Source organism: Tenacibaculum sp. SM2510, assembly GCF_057002845.1.
On sequence record NZ_CP192703.1, the window covers coordinates 2578172 to 2595889 of the forward strand.

At 31.0% G+C, this 17718-nt stretch carries 16 protein-coding genes; 9 read left to right on the plus strand and 7 right to left on the minus strand.

The features are described 5' to 3' along the window. The first annotated feature begins 81 nt into the window (after positions 1 to 81). From ACQ629_RS11715 to ctlX, 5 genes are all read left to right on the plus strand, one after another. Positions 82 to 870 (plus strand): S1/P1 nuclease, encoded by a 789-nt coding sequence (locus ACQ629_RS11715; protein WP_483705151.1) that lies wholly within the window; start codon positions 82 to 84, stop codon positions 868 to 870. Between the two features lie 131 nt (positions 871 to 1001). Continuing rightward, entirely contained in the window at positions 1002 to 1514 is a 513-nt protein-coding gene (locus ACQ629_RS11720; RefSeq protein WP_483705153.1) for a TlpA disulfide reductase family protein, read from the plus strand. A gap of 2 nt (positions 1515 to 1516) precedes the next feature. Then, on the plus strand, positions 1517 to 2140 hold the full coding sequence (locus tag ACQ629_RS11725) for a thioredoxin family protein (protein ID WP_483705155.1): 624 nt from the start codon (positions 1517 to 1519) through the stop codon (positions 2138 to 2140). A 123-nt stretch (positions 2141 to 2263) separates the two neighbouring features. Continuing rightward, positions 2264 to 3307 (plus strand): flavin-containing monooxygenase, encoded by a 1044-nt coding sequence (locus ACQ629_RS11730; RefSeq protein WP_483705157.1) that lies wholly within the window; start codon positions 2264 to 2266, stop codon positions 3305 to 3307. Between the two features lie 18 nt (positions 3308 to 3325). Then, positions 3326 to 4255 carry a citrulline utilization hydrolase CtlX gene (ctlX, locus tag ACQ629_RS11735; protein ID WP_483705159.1) on the plus strand — a complete coding sequence of 310 codons (930 nt, stop codon included), beginning with the start codon at positions 3326 to 3328 and terminating at the stop codon, positions 4253 to 4255. Between the two features lie 119 nt (positions 4256 to 4374). Here the strand turns inward: ctlX and ACQ629_RS11740 are convergent, their stop codons facing one another. The 6 genes from ACQ629_RS11740 to ACQ629_RS11765 all read right to left on the minus strand — a co-directional run bounded on the left by ACQ629_RS11740 (position 4375) and on the right by ACQ629_RS11765 (position 12530). Then, entirely contained in the window at positions 4375 to 4824 is a 450-nt protein-coding gene (locus ACQ629_RS11740) for a hypothetical protein (protein ID WP_483705161.1), read from the minus strand. Positions 4825 to 4887: 63 nt separating this feature from the next. Beyond that, positions 4888 to 7803: an FAD-binding and (Fe-S)-binding domain-containing protein gene (locus ACQ629_RS11745; protein WP_483705163.1), complete on the minus strand. Its 2916-nt coding sequence runs from the start codon at positions 7801 to 7803 to the stop codon at positions 4888 to 4890. A gap of 20 nt (positions 7804 to 7823) precedes the next feature. Further along, the gene (locus ACQ629_RS11750) at positions 7824 to 8072 is read right to left on the minus strand and encodes a Dph6-related ATP pyrophosphatase (RefSeq protein WP_483707223.1); all 249 of its coding nucleotides are present in this window, start codon (positions 8070 to 8072) and stop codon (positions 7824 to 7826) included. A gap of 65 nt (positions 8073 to 8137) precedes the next feature. Continuing rightward, positions 8138 to 8596, minus strand: coding sequence for an Lrp/AsnC family transcriptional regulator (locus ACQ629_RS11755; RefSeq protein ID WP_483705165.1), 459 nt, complete (start codon positions 8594 to 8596; stop codon positions 8138 to 8140). Between the two features lie 110 nt (positions 8597 to 8706). Further along, positions 8707 to 10134 (minus strand): 2-oxoadipate dioxygenase/decarboxylase HglS, encoded by a 1428-nt coding sequence (hglS, locus tag ACQ629_RS11760; protein ID WP_483705167.1) that lies wholly within the window; start codon positions 10132 to 10134, stop codon positions 8707 to 8709. A 749-nt stretch (positions 10135 to 10883) separates the two neighbouring features. Further along, positions 10884 to 12530: a M1 family metallopeptidase gene (locus ACQ629_RS11765; protein WP_483705169.1), complete on the minus strand. Its 1647-nt coding sequence runs from the start codon at positions 12528 to 12530 to the stop codon at positions 10884 to 10886. A gap of 96 nt (positions 12531 to 12626) precedes the next feature. Between ACQ629_RS11765 and ACQ629_RS11770 the strand changes: the two genes are divergently transcribed. From ACQ629_RS11770 to ACQ629_RS11785, 4 genes are all read left to right on the plus strand, one after another. Further along, complete coding sequence (locus ACQ629_RS11770; protein ID WP_483705171.1) at positions 12627 to 13427, plus strand: SDR family oxidoreductase; 801 nt, start codon at positions 12627 to 12629, stop codon at positions 13425 to 13427. 65 nt (positions 13428 to 13492) lie between these two features. Next, complete coding sequence (gene fsa / locus ACQ629_RS11775) at positions 13493 to 14146, plus strand: fructose-6-phosphate aldolase (RefSeq protein WP_218773078.1); 654 nt, start codon at positions 13493 to 13495, stop codon at positions 14144 to 14146. A gap of 75 nt (positions 14147 to 14221) precedes the next feature. Then, entirely contained in the window at positions 14222 to 15874 is a 1653-nt protein-coding gene (menD, locus tag ACQ629_RS11780) for a 2-succinyl-5-enolpyruvyl-6-hydroxy-3-cyclohexene-1-carboxylic-acid synthase (RefSeq protein WP_483705173.1), read from the plus strand. 1 nt (position 15875) lies between these two features. After that, positions 15876 to 16325 carry a S1 RNA-binding domain-containing protein gene (locus ACQ629_RS11785; RefSeq protein ID WP_483705175.1) on the plus strand — a complete coding sequence of 150 codons (450 nt, stop codon included), beginning with the start codon at positions 15876 to 15878 and terminating at the stop codon, positions 16323 to 16325. Between the two features lie 69 nt (positions 16326 to 16394). Here the strand turns inward: ACQ629_RS11785 and ACQ629_RS11790 are convergent, their stop codons facing one another. After that, positions 16395 to 17636: an alpha/beta hydrolase-fold protein gene (locus tag ACQ629_RS11790; RefSeq protein ID WP_483705177.1), complete on the minus strand. Its 1242-nt coding sequence runs from the start codon at positions 17634 to 17636 to the stop codon at positions 16395 to 16397. Between the last annotated feature and the right edge of the window lie 82 nt (positions 17637 to 17718).

A 17718-nucleotide genomic window follows, 5' to 3' on the forward strand; every position in this document is an offset into this window, starting at 1 on the left:
GATATGTTTAATTTTTTGTTAAATCCAAATTTCTAAATGAATATTTTTATATTTTAGCAAAAAATTAAGATGGTTTTATTTATGAAAACGAAAATATTATTAGTGTTATGTGCTTTTTTTATAAGTGCTTCATCTATTGCCAATAATGATGATGTTTGGGGACAAACAGGACATAGAGCAACAGGTAAAATTGCTGAAAATAATTTAACAAAAAAAGCAAAAAGAAAAATAGCTAAGTTATTACAGGGTGAAAGCTTAGCTTTTGTATCTACGTATGCAGACGAAATAAAATCTGATAGAGAAACATATGGCAAGTTTTCTACTTGGCATTATGTAAATATGCCTTTTGATGTTAAATACGAAGCGTCTGAGAAAAACCCTAAAGGAGATTTAGTAACAGGTATAAAAGAATGTGTAAAGGTTCTAAAAGATGAGAATAGTGCGTTAGAAGACAAGCGTTTTTATTTGAAAATGTTAGTTCATTTAGTGGGAGATTTACATCAACCAATGCATATTGGTAGAAAGGAAGATAAAGGAGGTAATAGTTTACAGGTTCAATGGCATGGAAAAGGGTCAAACTTACATAGAGTTTGGGATGGAGATATGATTGAAGGTTGGAAAATGAGTTATGTTGAATTGGCTGATAATGCTAAAGACTTATCAAAAGAACAAATCAAACAGATTCAAAAAGGAAGTGTAGTTGATTGGGTACATGATACACATGGACTAACTAAAAAAGTATACGGATCAGTTAAATCGGGAGATAAATTACGTTACCGTTATTCGTATGACTATTTTCCTGTTGTTAGAGAACAGTTACAAAAAGGAGGTTTACGTTTAGCAAAATTATTGAACGATATTTTTTGCTAAAAAAACAATTTATTAAAACAAATACAAAAGCTCGGAAGTTAATCTTTCGAGCTTTTTAGTTGTTAATGTTTCGTTAATTAGCTTTGTTTAAAAATATAATCGATTAATTTTGAGATAAATAAAAATGAATCATGTATAAATTTCGCTTTTTAATACTTTTTGTTTTGATAATTTCTTCTTGTAAAAAAAATCAAGAAACAAAAGAAGAGTCACCAATTAAAAATAAAATAATCACATTAAATTATAGCGAGTTAAAGCCGTTTCTGCATAAAAATGATGATAAAACACATGTGATTAATTTTTGGGCTACATGGTGTTTGCCTTGCGTAAAAGAACTGCCAGCTTTCGAGAAATTAAACAAAGAATTTAAAGGTAAAAAAGTTGAAGTTATTTTAGTGAGTTTAGATTTCTCAAGACAAATAGAGAGCAACCTAATACCGTTTATAAAAAAGAAAGAAATAAAATCGAAAGTACTTCACTTTGAAGATAAAAACGAACAATTCTGGATTCAAGATATAGCAGATAGCTGGACGGGTTCCATACCTGCAACACTTATTTACAATAAAAATAAGAGAAAATTTTACGAGCAATCGTTTCATTACGAAACCTTGAAAAATGAATTACAAACCTTTTTAAATCAATAAATATGAAAATTTTTAAAATAGTATTAGTGTTTGTTGTAATTGCTGCAATTTCAGCATTTACAATAAATGAAACGAAAGGATATAAAGTAGGAGATATAGCGTCAGACTTTAACCTTAAAAACGTAGATGATAAGATGGTTTCTTTGGCTAGTTTTAAAGATGCTAAAGGATTTATTGTTGTATTTACCTGTAATATGTGTCCGTATTCTGTAGCAAACGAAGATCGTTTAAATGCTTTAGATAAAAAATATAGTAAAAAAGGATATCCAGTAATTGCTATCAACCCAAACGATCCGGAAGTATCTAAAGGAGATAGTTTTAACGATATGAAAATTCGTGCAAAAGAAAAAGGATTTACTTTTCCTTATTTATTTGATGAAGGTCAAAAAGTATACCCAATATACGGAGCAACAAAAACGCCACATGTATATATTTTAAATAAAACGGCAGGTAAACTAATTGTTGAATATATAGGCGCTATTGATGATAGTTCGAGAGACGAAAGCAGTGTGTCTGAACGTTTTGTAGAAGATGCTGTAGATGCGCTGTTAAAAGGTGATAAACCTGCTAAAAAATATACCAGAGCAATAGGTTGTTCAGTTAAAGATAAAAGATCTTTAAAGTAAGAAGAATAAATTTATAAATTCTTTAAGAAAACAAAATACTACCTAGATACTATAATTTAAATTATAGTATCTAGGTAGTATTTTGTTTTTACCTTTGGCGTGTAAAACGATAAAGAAGAACAAATGTTAGATTATGTAATAATTGGAGGAGCACAAGCAGGATTATCGATGGCTTACCATTTAAAAAAAATGGGAAAAAAGTTTGTAGTTATTGATGGTGAAAAAGAGATTGGTGCTTCTTGGTTAAATAGATGGGATTCTTTAAAGTTATTTACACCTACGGAGTACAATCACTTGCCAGGTATGAAATTCAATGCATCAAAAGGGCATTATCCCACTAAATTTGAAGTTAGTAATTACTTTAAATTATATGTAGAAAAATTTGAAATTCCTTTACAATTAGATACATTAATTACATCTGTGAGGAAAAATGAAAAAGGGTTTTACGTTTCTCATAAAGATGGTGAAATTCAAACTAAAAATGTAATTGTTGCCACAGGACCATTTCACATTCCTTATACACCTCCTTGTCACACGAAAATATCAGAAACTGTTTCTCAAATGCATAGTAACTACTATAAAAGAGTAGATCAATTACAAAAAGGAGATGCATTAGTAGTTGGAGCAGGAGATTCTGGATATCAGATTTTAGATGAGATTTCTAAAGATAAAAACAGAACCGTTTATTTTTCAGGAAACACCAACGTAAGGTCACTACCACAGCAATTTTTAGGTAAAACCCTTTGGTGGTGGTTTACTTTAATTGGTTTTTTAAGTTATAGTAAGTATAGTTGGATTGGAAAGCGTATAAATTCATCAATACAGCCAGTTATTGGTACAGATGTTAAAGAAATTTTATCTAGAGAAAATGTAATCGCTGTAGGAAGGACTAAAGATGCTTTAAATACAGAGATGGTGTTTGAAAAAGGTAAAATAACAACCATCAAAAATATTGTTTGGGCAACAGGATATCGTCCGAATTTTAAATGGATCGAAGGTTTGGAGTTAGATGAAGATGCATATCCCAAAAATTATAGAGGCGTAAGTAATATAGATGGCTTGTATTTTATAGGTTTACCTTGGATGTTTACTCGTGGGTCAGCAACTTTAGGAGGCGTTTCAAAAGACGCAAGTTATTTGGTAGATATTATTAGTAAGAAAAAATAAAAATGATACTTTAAGAGCATGCAACAAACCACCAACACTATTTTAATGGTTCGTCCGGCGAGTTTTAGAATGAACGAGCAAACAGCTATAAATAATTATTACCAGCAAGAATTAGCTGGTATGTTACCAACTACGATTAATGCAAAAGCGCAGCAAGAATTTGATGCTTTTGTAATTAAGTTAAGAGCGGTAGGTGTTAATGTTATCGTTATTGAAGATAGTAAAGAGCCCGATACTCCAGACGCCTTGTTTCCAAATAACTGGATATCTTTTCATGAAAATGGAGATGTAGCTATTTATCCAATGTTTGCTGAGAACAGGCGTTTAGAAAAAAGAGAAGACGTATTAGAAATTTTAGAAACAAAAGGTTTTGAAATTAAAAATGTAATTGATTATTCTGAAGCTGAAGAAGAAGGTGTTTTCTTAGAAGGAACTGGAAGTATGATTTTAGATCGTACAAACAACAAAGCATATTGTGCTTTATCGCCGAGGGCGGATGAGGAATTGTTCATTGAGTTTTGTGAAGATTTTGAATACACGCCTGTTATATTTACAGCAAATCAAACTATAAATGAAAAGCGAGAGGCTATTTATCACACAAATGTAATGATGTGTGTTGCAGAAAATTTTGCTGTAATTTGTTTAGAGGCAATTGATGATAAAAAAGAAAAGAAAAATGTTTTAAAACATTTCAAATCTGATAAAAAAGAAATTATAGCTATTACCGAAAAGCAAGTAAATCAATTTGCGGGGAATATGCTACAAGTAAAAGGCGCCAATAACGAACGTTTTTTAATAATGAGCTCATCGGCATATAAGTCATTAACAAAAGAACAGTTGCAAAAAATAGAAAAACACAACGCAATTATTCATTCATCATTAGAGACTATTGAATTTTGTGGAGGAGGTAGTGCACGTTGCATGATGGCAGAGATATTTTTAAAATAAAAAAGGATTCAGTTATAGTATAAGGTTTGTAAAAAAAAAGCCTTCGATTTAATCAGAGGCTTTTTTTTAAATAGATAAGAAAATTTTTAAAAGATTGTTTGTAGGTAAATTAAAGAAGGTTAAATGTTATTAACTACTGGCTTGTAGTTTTTGTAATACTGCATTAAAATAAAAGAACAAATAACCGAAGAAGCAATACCTTCAATAGCTAAAGCAAAAACAATTAAACCGAGGCTTAAATTTTGCCCCCAAAAAGCAGAGTCTTCTAATATGTTTATAAATGCAGGATTTATAAAGTCTACATAAATAATTAAACCAATAATTGTTAAACCAACAGCAACAATAGACGTTCCTATACCTATAGAAAAATTGTTAAAATACAAAGACTCTTTGTTTGTGTTGATATTCGTTTTTATAGCATTGTTTATCCCCCAAACAACAAAGGTAAAGTTTAATAAACGTAGTTCTGAAACCTCGTCTAATCCTAAAATTTTCATTAATAAAAAAAAACCTACAATTCCTGCAAAAATTAGTAAAGCATTGTTAATTATTATTTTAGTACTGCTCATAACATGGTGTTTTAAATTAACAGATGTTTAAAAATACAAAATAAATACATGAAAATCAATTAATTAAGACAATGCTTCTTTTAAAATAGTAATAGGGTGTTTCGCTGTGCGTTTGGTTCCGTCATAAATTTGATGGCGACAACTTGTTCCTGCTGCAGCTATTTCTGTTTCTATAGCACAGTTTCTAATTTTAGGAAATAGTGTGTCTTCGCCAACTTGCATACTTACTTTGTAATGCTCTTTTTCGTACCCAAAACTACCAGCCATACCACAACAACCGGTATTCATAATGGTAACTTTGTAGTTCTTCGGGATATTTAACATCGTAAAACTAGCGTGTGTTGATGATAATGCCTTTTGATGACAGTGCCCGTGAATTTTAAGCTCCTTGGTTTCAGAAGTAAATAAAGACTTGTTAATATTGCCTTTTTTAATTTCAGAAGCTAGAAACTCTTCAATAGTAAAAACATTTTCAGCTATTTTTTCTGCGGATGATTTATCGTCTGCTAAACGAATATATTCATCTCTAAAAGTTAAAATAGCAGAAGGTTCTATTCCTATTAACGGAGTCTCTTCAGAGATTGTATCTTTAAAAATAGCAATATTTTTATTAGCCAATTCTTTAGCTTCTTTTAAAAATCCTTTAGAAATATGACTACGACCGCTTTCTTCGTGGTTATTATATTTTACTTCGTAACCTAATTTTTCTAAGACGATTACAGCATCTTTACCAACTTCGGCATCATAAAAATTGGTAAATTCATCGTTGAATAAATAAACAGTTTTTTTAGAGGTCTTCTCGTCTGCGCTCGAAATGACAATTTGTTTCTTTAACCAGCTATCTAAAGGCTGTTTTCCTAATTTAGGAACCGAGCGTTGTGTGGCCACTCCCATTATTTTTTTAGCCAATAAAGTATTGGTAAAAAAGTTTGTTATTGTAGGAAGCTTGCTCCCTAATTTATTATATTTTGCATTGTTGGCAAATAATTTACTGCGAAAAGAATAGCCGTTAGTTTCTTGGTATTGATACAAAAACTCAGCTTTCATAGAAGCGATATCAACATTACTAGGGCATTCTGTGGCACAAGCTTTACAGCTTAAGCAAAGATCTAAAACCTCTTTTAGTTCTTTAGAATCGAATTTGTTTTTGGCAGTGTTATTAGTTAAAACTTCACGCAACATATTGGCTCTTGCTCGTGTAGTTTCTTTTTCGTTTTTGGTAGCTCTGTAACTCGGACATAATGTTCCGCCTGCTTCAGGAGATTTACGGCAATCACCAGAACCGTTACATTTTTCAGCCAATTTTAAAATGCCTTCGCTTTCAGAAAAATCTTGTAATGTTTTTATAACAGGTTCTTTTCTGTCGATTTCATAACGCAAACTTTTATCCATAGGAAAAGCATCTGTAATTTTTCCTTTGTTAAATACGTTATTCGGGTCGAATGCTTTTTTTATTCGTCTTAACAATTCGTAATTTTTAGTACCAATCATTAATGGAATAAATTCTGCACGTACAATTCCGTCTCCATGCTCACCACTAAAAGAACCTTTATATTTCTTTACAAGTTGAGCAGTTTCTGTCGTTATTTTTCTGAATAAAACAACATCCTCTTGCTTTTTTAAATTCAAAATGGGGCGTAAGTGTAATTCCCCAGCTCCAGCATGTGCATAATACACAGCGTTTTGCTTATATTTATCCATTATTTGGGTAAACTCTTCAATGTATTCAGGTAAGTCGTTTAAAGCAACCGCAGTGTCTTCAATACAAGCAACCGCTTTCATGTCTCCCACAATATTACCTAGTAAACCTAAACCAGCTTTACGCAAGTGATGGACTTTAGCAATGTCTTCTCCGTATACTTTCGGATAATGATATCCGAAGTTATTTATTTTTAAATCTTCTATTAATTTATCTGCTTGTATTTCTGCTTCTTCAAGGGTGTTTGCAGAAACTTCTAGCATTAAAACAGCTTCAGGATCGCCTTGTAAAAAGAAACGATTTTTAGTTTGCTCTCGGTTGTTTTTGGTGCAATCTAAAATTACTTTATCCATCAATTCACAGGCATATAACTTGTGATTCATAGCTGTTACCGTGGCTTTTAAACTCTCGTTTACGTTGGTAAAATGCGGACAAACCATAATGCTATAAGTAGGAGGTAAGTCGTTTAATTGGATTGTGATTTCGGTTGAGAATACTAACGTTCCTTCACTACCTGATAAAAATTTTGCGGTATTAATAGTAGGTTCTTTTCCGCCGAACAAATCAGAGGTTAAGAATTCATCTACTGCATAACCTGTATTTCGTCTGTGAATTTCTGGTTTCGGAAATTCATTTATTATTTCTTGTTGAATTGCTTCTTGAGAAAGTTCTGTATAAATGGTTCTATAAATAGTGCCTTCTAAAGAGTTTTCTATTTTTTTTTGATTGAATTCCTGTGAAGTAATTTCGGTAAAAAGAACATTACTTCCGTCAGATAATAACCCTTCGATAGCTAACACTTTATCGCGTGTAACTCCGTAACGAATAGAGGTGCTCCCTGATGAATTATTTCCTACCATTCCGCCAATCATACAGCGGTTAGAAGTTGAGGTGTTTGGGCCAAAAAATAATCCGAAAGGTTTTAAGAATCTATTTAAATCATCTCGTATAATTCCTGGTTGAACAGTTATGGTTTTTTGCTGCTCATCAAAAGCTAAAATATTAGTAAAATGTTTAGAAACGTCAACTACAATTCCGTCTCCAACACATTGACCTGCTAAAGAAGTTCCTGCGGCTCTCGGAATTAAAGTAGTGTTGTTTTCTGTAGCAAAAGTAATTAAGGTTTTAAGATCTTCACTATCCTTCGGATAAGCTACTGCTAATGGAATTTTACGATAAACAGATGCATCGGTAGCATATAAAGTTTTGTGTAAATTATCAAAAAATAATTCACCTTTTAAACTCTTTTCTAAATCTAGTAATTGTGTTGTTTTTGCCATTATCTAAGCACCTAAAAGGTTTATAGTATTGTTTTTAAATAGTAATATTGATCGTTTTCAGTAACCTTAATTTCATTTACTACTATTTTATGTTTAAAAAAGGGAGTATTTAAAATCGTAGTGTGATATTCTCCGTTTTCTCCACAAATATCAATATTTAATTTCTTTTTTAAATCATTAAAAGTAATTTTATCAAGAGTTCTACCAATCCAATCGCTACTTAAATTTTCTTTTTTCACTAATGAAAATACTATTGTAAAATCATTAATTCGTTTAGTAAATAGGTTCTTTCTTTTACCCCTTGTCTATAAAACTGCTGCTGTTTTAGTAGCCATTATTCTATAGGTATATTCCTTTTAAAACAAGTGTCAAAACAAATAAAAGTATCGGTTCCTGCCACGCCATTTATTAAATGAACTTTGTCGTACAATATTTTTTGTAAATGCTCATTATCTGTAGCGTATACCAATATAAAAATAGCATAAATACCTGACACAAAATTACATTCGGTAATTTCAGGTATTTTTTTTAGTTCATTCATTACGTCTTTTGCAAAACGAGCTTCACGTAAACGAATACCAGTATAAGATTTTGTTTTGTAGCCTAATTTGTTTTCTTCTAAAATAAATTCGGCATTCTTTATAACACCTTCGGCGGTAAGTTTTTTTATACGTTGGTGTACTAAAGAATTGGAAACTTTCAATTCTTTAGCTATCTGAGAATAGGCTTTACGAGCGTCTAACCGTAATTTTAATAATATTTGCTTGTCTATATAATCAAATTGATTTTTCAAAAGAATGATTTTGTTATGTTTTATTAGCGTGAATTCAAATTATAAAGACACCAACTCTTTTTATAAAAACAATGTAGTTGCATATTATTTATGAGACTACATTTTTAATATTACTCATTTATTTGTGTTAAACATTTTTGAATGGTTTCGTCTTGCATATTTTCATACCAGGTTATCAATTGGTAAACAGGTTCTCCTAAGTGTTTTTCAAACAATAATTGATTAGAGGTTTCTTCATATTCTCGTTTTGCATCATCTGTACCTAAGTTTGAAGCGAAAATTCCTGCTGCACTTACAGGTAAGAAATCTTCATAAACCATTGGCTCTATAGTTAAATAACCATCCTTTAATAATTGGTTTACGTCTGATTTTGAATGCGTTTTATCTTGTGATAAACTTTTTATTTTATCAGTAGTAAAGTAATGAAAATAAGCTAACTCTTCTGATTGCATTTCTTCATAGCTATCAGGGAAGTTTTTAAAATTTTCTTTTAATAATAGGTTATACTCTGAAGCATTTTCAGCATTCGGTGATCCGCCAATTGTTTTACGAGTTTTACCTAATAACTCATTATATAAGTCTTGTCCTTTTTTAGTTAATGCCACACCACGCTGCTCAATTTCTCCAAAACGAGCTTTATGTTCTCCTGTTTTTCCATTTCCAACCTTATCCTTAAAAGTTACTTTTTCGGTCAATGCTTTAAAGCTTGTTTGACGTAATAAAATTGGGCACTTTCTTGTAGGAGGTCCTTCTATAGTGTCTTTTGGAGGGATATTACGAACTTCCATATTAGCTTGCACCTTATCAATATCTAAAGTTCTTGGTGTTAGGTGATTGATATGAGGGCCTTTAAAAGCAACAACATCAGCAATTAATCTGTGCTGACCGACTAAGGCTTCGTACATTTCGTGCTCTACCGTAGCGGTTTCATGCCATCGAAAAGTTTCTAGTGCTTCTTGAACAAAAGTTTCGGCATCTTCTTTATTTAAACCGTTTTCTTTTTCAGATTTGTCAATTAATTCCAGCGCTTTTTTAGTGAAAATTTGACGATTTTCTAAAATAGTTTCAATATTGTTACGAAGCTTATCATCATGAATTAAATCTAAGCGTAATAAAGAGGTAAAAACTCTAAAAGGAGCTTGGTTAAGTGCAGTGTTTTCAATAGCTCTAAATGCTGTTGAATGAACAGGGACGCCAGCTGATGCTAAATCATAATATCCAAGCGGGAACATTCCCATAACTTTAAATAGACGTCTCATTGTAAATAACTCATATGGTTTACCTAAACGAATTGCTCCGTGACGCTCCATATTTAGTCGCGTAATTTCTCCAGTACGTTCTAATTGCTCTTTTATTTCTTTAGATTCTGAAATAACATTGTTGTTGATTTCCTGAACCAAATCAAGTAGTTCACCGTAAAGAGGTACTTCGTTCTTATACATGTCAGACATAATCGTAGAGAAGCGATTGCGAATGTATTCTGGAGAGACAAATGTCTTTTCAGAATTTAAACTTTGTACAGTGTTTTTTGATGACATAATTTATTTTTATTACAAAATAAACAAATTTAATCTTTAATTTATGTTTTAAAAGTGAATTTTACTTTAAAGTAATTAATTATATGTTGATTTGGTTTTAAAAATGTGTTTTTTAAAAAAGAAAAATAATTTTACTTAAAAAAGAGATTTTAAAAAATCAATTTGACTTTATTCTCAAGTAATAGCTGTTTATACTATAAATAAATATTTATTATTGAGGTAAATTGTGCTTTTGGCGGTGAATTAAAAAATTATTCTTCTGAATTGTTAGAGGTAACCAAAGAAATTATTTCTAGTTGTTATGAATTTGCTTTTCGTCACCCAATGAAAAATGATGAATTGTATTTTATAACAGGTTGTATAGATGAAATTTTCGAAAGTATAGATTTGAAGTTGTAGAGGTAGAAATTTTCGTAAAAATAAAAACATCCATTTTGTGTAAAATGGATGTTTTTTTATGGTTTATTCTTAATTAATTATTGATAGCATAACTTGCAGCTTTCCCTAATTCTGATAATTGACTCATTGTTGTTTTAAAAACACCTAGTCCCCACTTGTGTAATTGTTTAGCCATGATTTAATAGTTTGTGTTAATATTTCCCTTACACAAATTTACATGTTTAGTTTGTTATTACATGATGTAATTAGCTGTTTTGTATAGTTGGTAATAAATAATGTATAAATGACATTTATGTAATGTTTTTGTGAAATTAGATTGCCAATTAGCCAGTATTTGTAAGAATCAAACTTTAAATTACTTTTTTAATATTAATATAAAAATTGTCATCAACTTTAATTTTGATAGAATTAACGCTAATAGTTTGCCATTTTTCAGTTGGGTTTAACTGTTTGTTTTTATCATCAACTAAAATATTTAAAGGCATATTAAAATTAGTAACAACATTGTTCCATCGATAAGAAAGATTGTTGTTTTCTATTTTATATTCAAAAATCGGAATTTTAACGGTACGTAAATATTGATCAAAAATGGTACTTAAATCAATTCCTGATTGTTGCGAGATGTAGTTTTCAACTTGTTTAGTGTTTACGGTTTTGTGATAAAAAACAGTGTTTAATCCGCGTAAAATTTGGCGCCATTTTTCATCATCATTAATTAAGGTTCTAATATTGTGTAACATGTTAGCTCCTTTATAATACATGTCGCCAGAACCTTCACTGTTTACGTTGTATTGACCAATGATTGGAATATCGTTCTGAACACTTCTACGAGTTCCGATAACATATTCTTTTGATGCTTTTTTACCATAGTAATAATCTAAAAATAAATTTTCAGAATAGGCGGTAAAGCTTTCATGAATCCACATGTCAGCAATATCAATATTGGTAATATTATTAGCAAACCATTCATGACCAGATTCATGAATAATAATAAAATCGAATTTTAAACCCCAACCTGTTCCTGATAAATCTCTACCTAAATATCCGTTCATATATTTATTTCCGTAGGTAACAGAACTTTGGTGTTCCATTCCTAAATACGGAGCTTCTACGAGCTTAAATCCGTCTTCATAAAAAGGGTATTTTCCAAACCAATGCTCAAAAGCTTTCATCATTTTTGGAGCATCTTTAAATTGTTTTTTTGCTTTTTCTAAATTATCACGCAATACATAATAATCCATATCAAGTATTCCGTCTTCACCTTTATATTTTTCAGAAAAATGTACATAGTCACCAATGTTTACATTTACTCCGTAGTTATTAATAGGGTTATTTACAAACCAGTGGTAGGTTGTTGTATTGTCTTTGTGTTGTTCTATTTTACGTAGTTTTCCGTTAGAAACGTTCATTAAGTCTTTAGGAACGCGTACGCTAATTGCCATACTATCTACTTCGTCATACATGTGGTCTTTGTTTGGCCACCAAACACTAGCACCTAAACCTTGGCAAGAAGTAGCAGCAAAATGATTTCCGTTTCCATCTTTTTTCCATGAAAATCCGCCATCCCAAGGAGCGTTTTTTGCAACTTTCGGATGCCCTTCGTAATACACATCTAACGAATTTATACTTCCAATTTTCTGTATATCTTTTAATTGAATAAAATGTGCATTTCTGTTGGTAACTACTTTTAATTTTTTTCCGTTCTGAATTACTTTGGTAATTTTTAAAGGAGCTTGCAAATCAATTTGTAAAACATTGTGAGGTTTTAAAACTTTGTACTGCACCGTATTTTTTCCGTTGATAAATTTCTTGTCAGGATTTACGGTAATATCTAAGTGATAGTAAGTTAAATTCCACCAAGCTCTTTCTGGAGTTATAGATCCACGAAGTGTATCTTGTTTTGTAAATGTTTTAGTGTGTTCGAATAATGATGTTTGTGCTAATAAACTAAAACTAATTAGAAAAAATAAAATACTAAAAATTGATTTTTTACTCATAACGATTGTGTTCTTGCAGCGAGTTGCTAATATAAGTGTTTAAAGTCTTTTTTTATTATAGCTAACTTTAAGATATTTGTATAAAATTAAAAATGAATGTCGAAAGTAATATTAATAACAGGAGCTTCTTCTGGAATAGGAAAAGCAATTGCTACTTATTTACATGCTAAAAATTATACAGTTTACGGTACAAGTAGGAATCCTGCTAAAGTAAACGTACCTTTTAAGATGGTTGCTTTAGATGTTACGGCCCCTGAAACAATAGATTCCGCAGTAAGTACTGTAATTGAAAAAGAAGGCAGAATAGATGTGTTAATTAATAATGCAGGTAAAGGAATAACAGGGGCGATAGAAGACACTCCGACTGATGAAATGCGTGCTAATTTTAATACTAATTTTTTCGGCGTTATAGATGTAGCTAAATCAGTATTGCCACAAATGCGAAAGCAAAAATCGGGAACAATAATAAATGTTACCTCGATAGCGGGGTATATGGGATTGCCTTTTAGAGGGATTTATTCTGCAAGTAAAGGTGCTTTAGAACTGGTAACCGAAGCTTTAAGTATGGAGGTTAAAAGTTTCGGAATAAAGGTGATAAATGTGGCGCCAGGAGATTTTGCAACCAATATTGCATCAGGAAGATTTCATACACCGGTTTATGAAAATTCAGCATATAAAGAAACGTATACAGAGAATTTAGCTTTAATGGATGGTCATGTAAATTCAGGAATGGATCCAAAAATAATGGCAAAAGCAATTCATCAAATTATAGAGAAAAAAAATCCTAATATTCATTACAAAATAGGCGGATTTATGGAGAAATTCTCAGTTGTTTTAAAACGAGTTTTACCAGATAAATTTTATGAAAAGCTGTTAATGAACCATTATAAATTGTAAATTTGCAAGGCTTTAGAAAGCAGGATTTTAAATAAATTAGAACACAATCATATAATATATATAACATGAAATTTTTTATAGATACAGCTAACTTAGATCAGATTAAAGAAGCACAAGCTTTAGGTATTTTAGATGGTGTAACCACTAATCCGTCTTTAATGGCAAAAGAAGGAATTACAGGAGAAGTAAACATTATAAACCACTACAAAGCAATTTGCGAATTAGTAGAAGGTGATGTTTCTGCTGAGGTAATTTCAACAGATTTTGACGGAATGGTAAAAGAAGGTGAAGCTTTAGCTGCTTTAAATCCTCAAATCGTGGTAAAATTACCAATGATAAAAGACGGAATAAAAGCCTGTAAATATTTTTCATCAAAAGGAATTAAAACAAACGTAACGTTAGTGTTTTCTGCAGGGCAAGCTTTATTGGCGGCAAAAGCAGGAGCAACGTATGTTTCTCCGTTTATTGGGCGTTTAGATGATATTTCTACCGACGGATTAAATTTAATCTCAGAAATTCGTCAGATTTATGATAACTATATGTTCGAAACACAAATTTTAGCTGCATCGGTACGTCATACAATGCATATTATTGATTGCGCCAAATTAGGTTCTGATGTAATGACGGGGCCTTTAAGTGCTATTGAAGGTTTGTTAAAACACCCATTAACGGATATTGGTTTAGCAAAGTTTTTAGAAGATTATAAAAAAGGAAATTAATCAACATTGTTGATTTTATTATAAAATGTCATTTTAAAGTTTTTGCTTTAGAATGACATTTTTAAACTATAACAAATGTTCCCGAAAAAAGAACTTGCACAATTAGTTATTTCAGCCTGTCATCAATATAATATTGATACGGTTGTTATTTCGCCTGGCTCAAGAAACGCACCGTTAACTATAGGGTTTTCTAACCACCAAGCTATAGAAACGTTAAGTGTTGTTGATGAGCGAAGTGCTGCTTTTTTTGCTATGGGAATCGCGCAGCAAAAACGCAAACCGGTGGCGATTATTTGTTCATCAGGTTCGGCGTTGTTAAATTATTATCCCGCAATAGCGGAAGCTTTTTATAGTAATATTCCGTTAATAATAATATCGGCAGATAGGCCTAAGCATTTAATTGATATTGGCGACGGACAAACCATTCGTCAAGAAAATGTGTTTGAAAACCATATTTTGTTTTCCGCGAATTTAGTAGAGGAAGAAAATCAATTAGAAAATAATAGCGATTTATTAGCAGAGGCATTGCAAACGGCAATCACTAAAAAAGGGCCAGTGCATATTAATGTTCCTTTTAATGAGCCGTTGTATGAAACGGTTGCTGATTTAAAAGAATTTAATTTTTCGAACGTCATTGCGAACGAAGTAAAGCAATCTGTTAATTATCAAAAACTATCTGAAATTTGGAACGCATCCACTAAAAAAATGCTTTTGGTGGGAAGTAATTTTCCGGATACTGAATTACAAAATATACTTAATAGGTTTGTTGAAGATGAATCGGTATTAATTTTAACAGAAACAACTTCAAACTTATACCATCCAAAATTTATCAATGCGATTGATAAACTTATTTTTCCGCTAACTGAAACTGACTTTTTAGAATTACAGCCAGATCTTTTAGTAACTCTAGGAGGAATGGTAGTTTCTAAAAAAATAAAACAGTTTTTAAGAAAGCATCAACCAAAACAACATTGGCATATTGATGAGTTAACGACAATGGATACCTATCATTGTTTGTCTGAATTTATACAAGAAAAGCCTGTTTATTTTTTACAAAAAATAGAAAGTCGAACAAATATTATAAAGAGCAATTATCAAAAAGATTGGTTAATTATAAATAAAAATAGAAACTCTAAACACGATCATTATTTAGTTGATTGCGAATATTCTGATTTAAAATCTTTTGAAGCTATTTTAAAATTTATTCCTGATAATTACCAGGTGCAAATTAGTAATAGTTCGATAATTAGATATTCTCAATTGTTTAATTTGAATTCAACCTTGCGCGTGTTTTGTAACAGAGGTACAAGCGGAATTGATGGTAGTACAAGTACAGCTGTAGGAGCTGCATTTGCAGATAAAGAACCTACTGTTTTTATAACCGGAGATTTAAGTTTTTTTTACGATAGTAATGGTTTGTGGAATACAAATATTCCGAAAAACTTTAGAATCATTATATTAAACAATGATGGAGGTGGGATTTTTAGAGTAATTCCCGGTCCTTTGTCAACCAATGCGGCAAGGTATTTCGAAACTCCGCATAGCCTAACAGCTGAGCATTTGGCAAAAATGTATAGTTTTAATTATACGGCTGTTTCTAATTTAGAAGAATTAAATATTGGGTTGAAGGATTTTTATAAAACATCAAATCAGCCAAAAATAATGGAGATTTTTACTCCGAAAGAAATAAATGACGTAGTTTTAAAGAACTATTTTAAAAACTTATAAAATGGAATTAGAAGACGGATTACAAGAGGATTCACAAAATAGATTACAAGAAGGAGATCAGGTAAATTTAAAAATTATCGAACAAACTCCGTTAGGATATAATGTTTTAATTGATGATGAATTTGATGGTTTGTTATTTAATAGCGAGGTTTACCAGGATATCGAAGAAGGTATGGAAACTTACGGTTATGTTAAAAACATCAGAGAAGACGGAAAGATAGATGTTTCTTTACGACCTCAAGGTTTTAGAAATGTAATTGATACAGATGCAGATGTAATTCTTAGAAAGTTAGATGAAAAAGGTTTTTTAATGCTTACAGATAAAAGCTCTCCAGAATCAATTAAGTTTCGATTACAAATGAGTAAAAAAGCTTTTAAAAGGGCTATTGGGGGTTTGTATAAAGACAAGAAAATTGTTTTAAAAGAAGATAGAATTGAGTTGTTGAAGTAACAAACGAACACAAAATAAAAAACCGCGACTTAATTACTAAGTCGCGGTTTTTGTTTTAGATATAATACTTTATTTATCGTCTTCTTTTTCCTCTTCATTATCATCCTCTTCAGGAAGATCTTCAATAATTTCCTCTTTTGGTTGACTTTCTTTTAGGCCAGTTACACGCTTAATATTTTCGTAAAAAGCATTTGCATTAGGGTTAGAAGGTTCCATTTTTCCATAAGCAGATTTGTAGTAAAATTCCGCCTTGTCGTAATCTTTTCCTTTTTCGTAATATTTACCCACATAAAAATCACCGATATGAGAATCAGGATATTTTATCATGACAAAATCACCTAAAACACGTAAATAATCACCATCTAATTTATCAATAACGATCCCTTCAATAGCAAAAATGTCATCCAATCTAACGTTTAAATTAGAGCCATATAAATATTGAATATCTAAATATTTTTGTTCAACATATTTTATAGCTTCTAAAGGTCCTAGCTCTTTAATGTTTGTGTCAAATTCGTTTTTAGTTATCTTGGCATATAAGTAAAACATTTTTTCGAAAGCTCTTGGTATGGTCTCACCAATAACTGATAAGTAATTGGGAGCATTCACAAACTTATCAAAGGTAATATGCATGTTTTCAGCAGTGAAAGAAGATAAGTAAGTTTCTATTTCATTAAACCTGTCGTTTTGCTTCTGATTTATAAATTTTTGGTTATTACTGGCATATATAAAATAAGAGTTATCGATAGCTCCTAATCTATCTAAAGAATACGATTGAATTCTGTCAGCGCTAAAATCGGTAAGCTCAGGCGTAATACAAAGATATGAGTTAAAAATAGGTTGTGCATCTTTTAAAAAATAGGTAACAAAATCGGCTCCTTTTCCTTGTCCAACAATGGTCATAAAAGGGGAAGTTCTGTAGTTTAATTCCATATGCGGAATCAATTCATTTTTTATGAAACTCTGAAATTTTTCGGCAGTCGTAGTTAAGGCGTTGTTTGAAGGTATAATAGCAACATCTTCATTATAAGTTTCCTTCATGGTTATTCCAACAACTATTTGTCGCGGAGCTTTATCGGTATTTGCGTATAATTTAGCATTACCTACATACATGTCAAAAAGATATTGGTCACCTAAAACAATTGCTAGAGGATAGCTAACTGTTTCATCTTTATCATAGTTTTCAGGAATGTAAATCTTTACAGACCTTCCCTTGATAAATTCTTTAGAGTTAATTTTTTCGGTAATTATTTTTTGCGAAAAAAGGCTGGTACTTAGTAATAAAGTGACTAAAAAATATAGTTGTTTCATAAGATTCGTATTATATCATTCAAATATAGAAAAGAAAAACAAAGTTATTGTGTTATTTTTGCTCTACTTACTAACGATAATA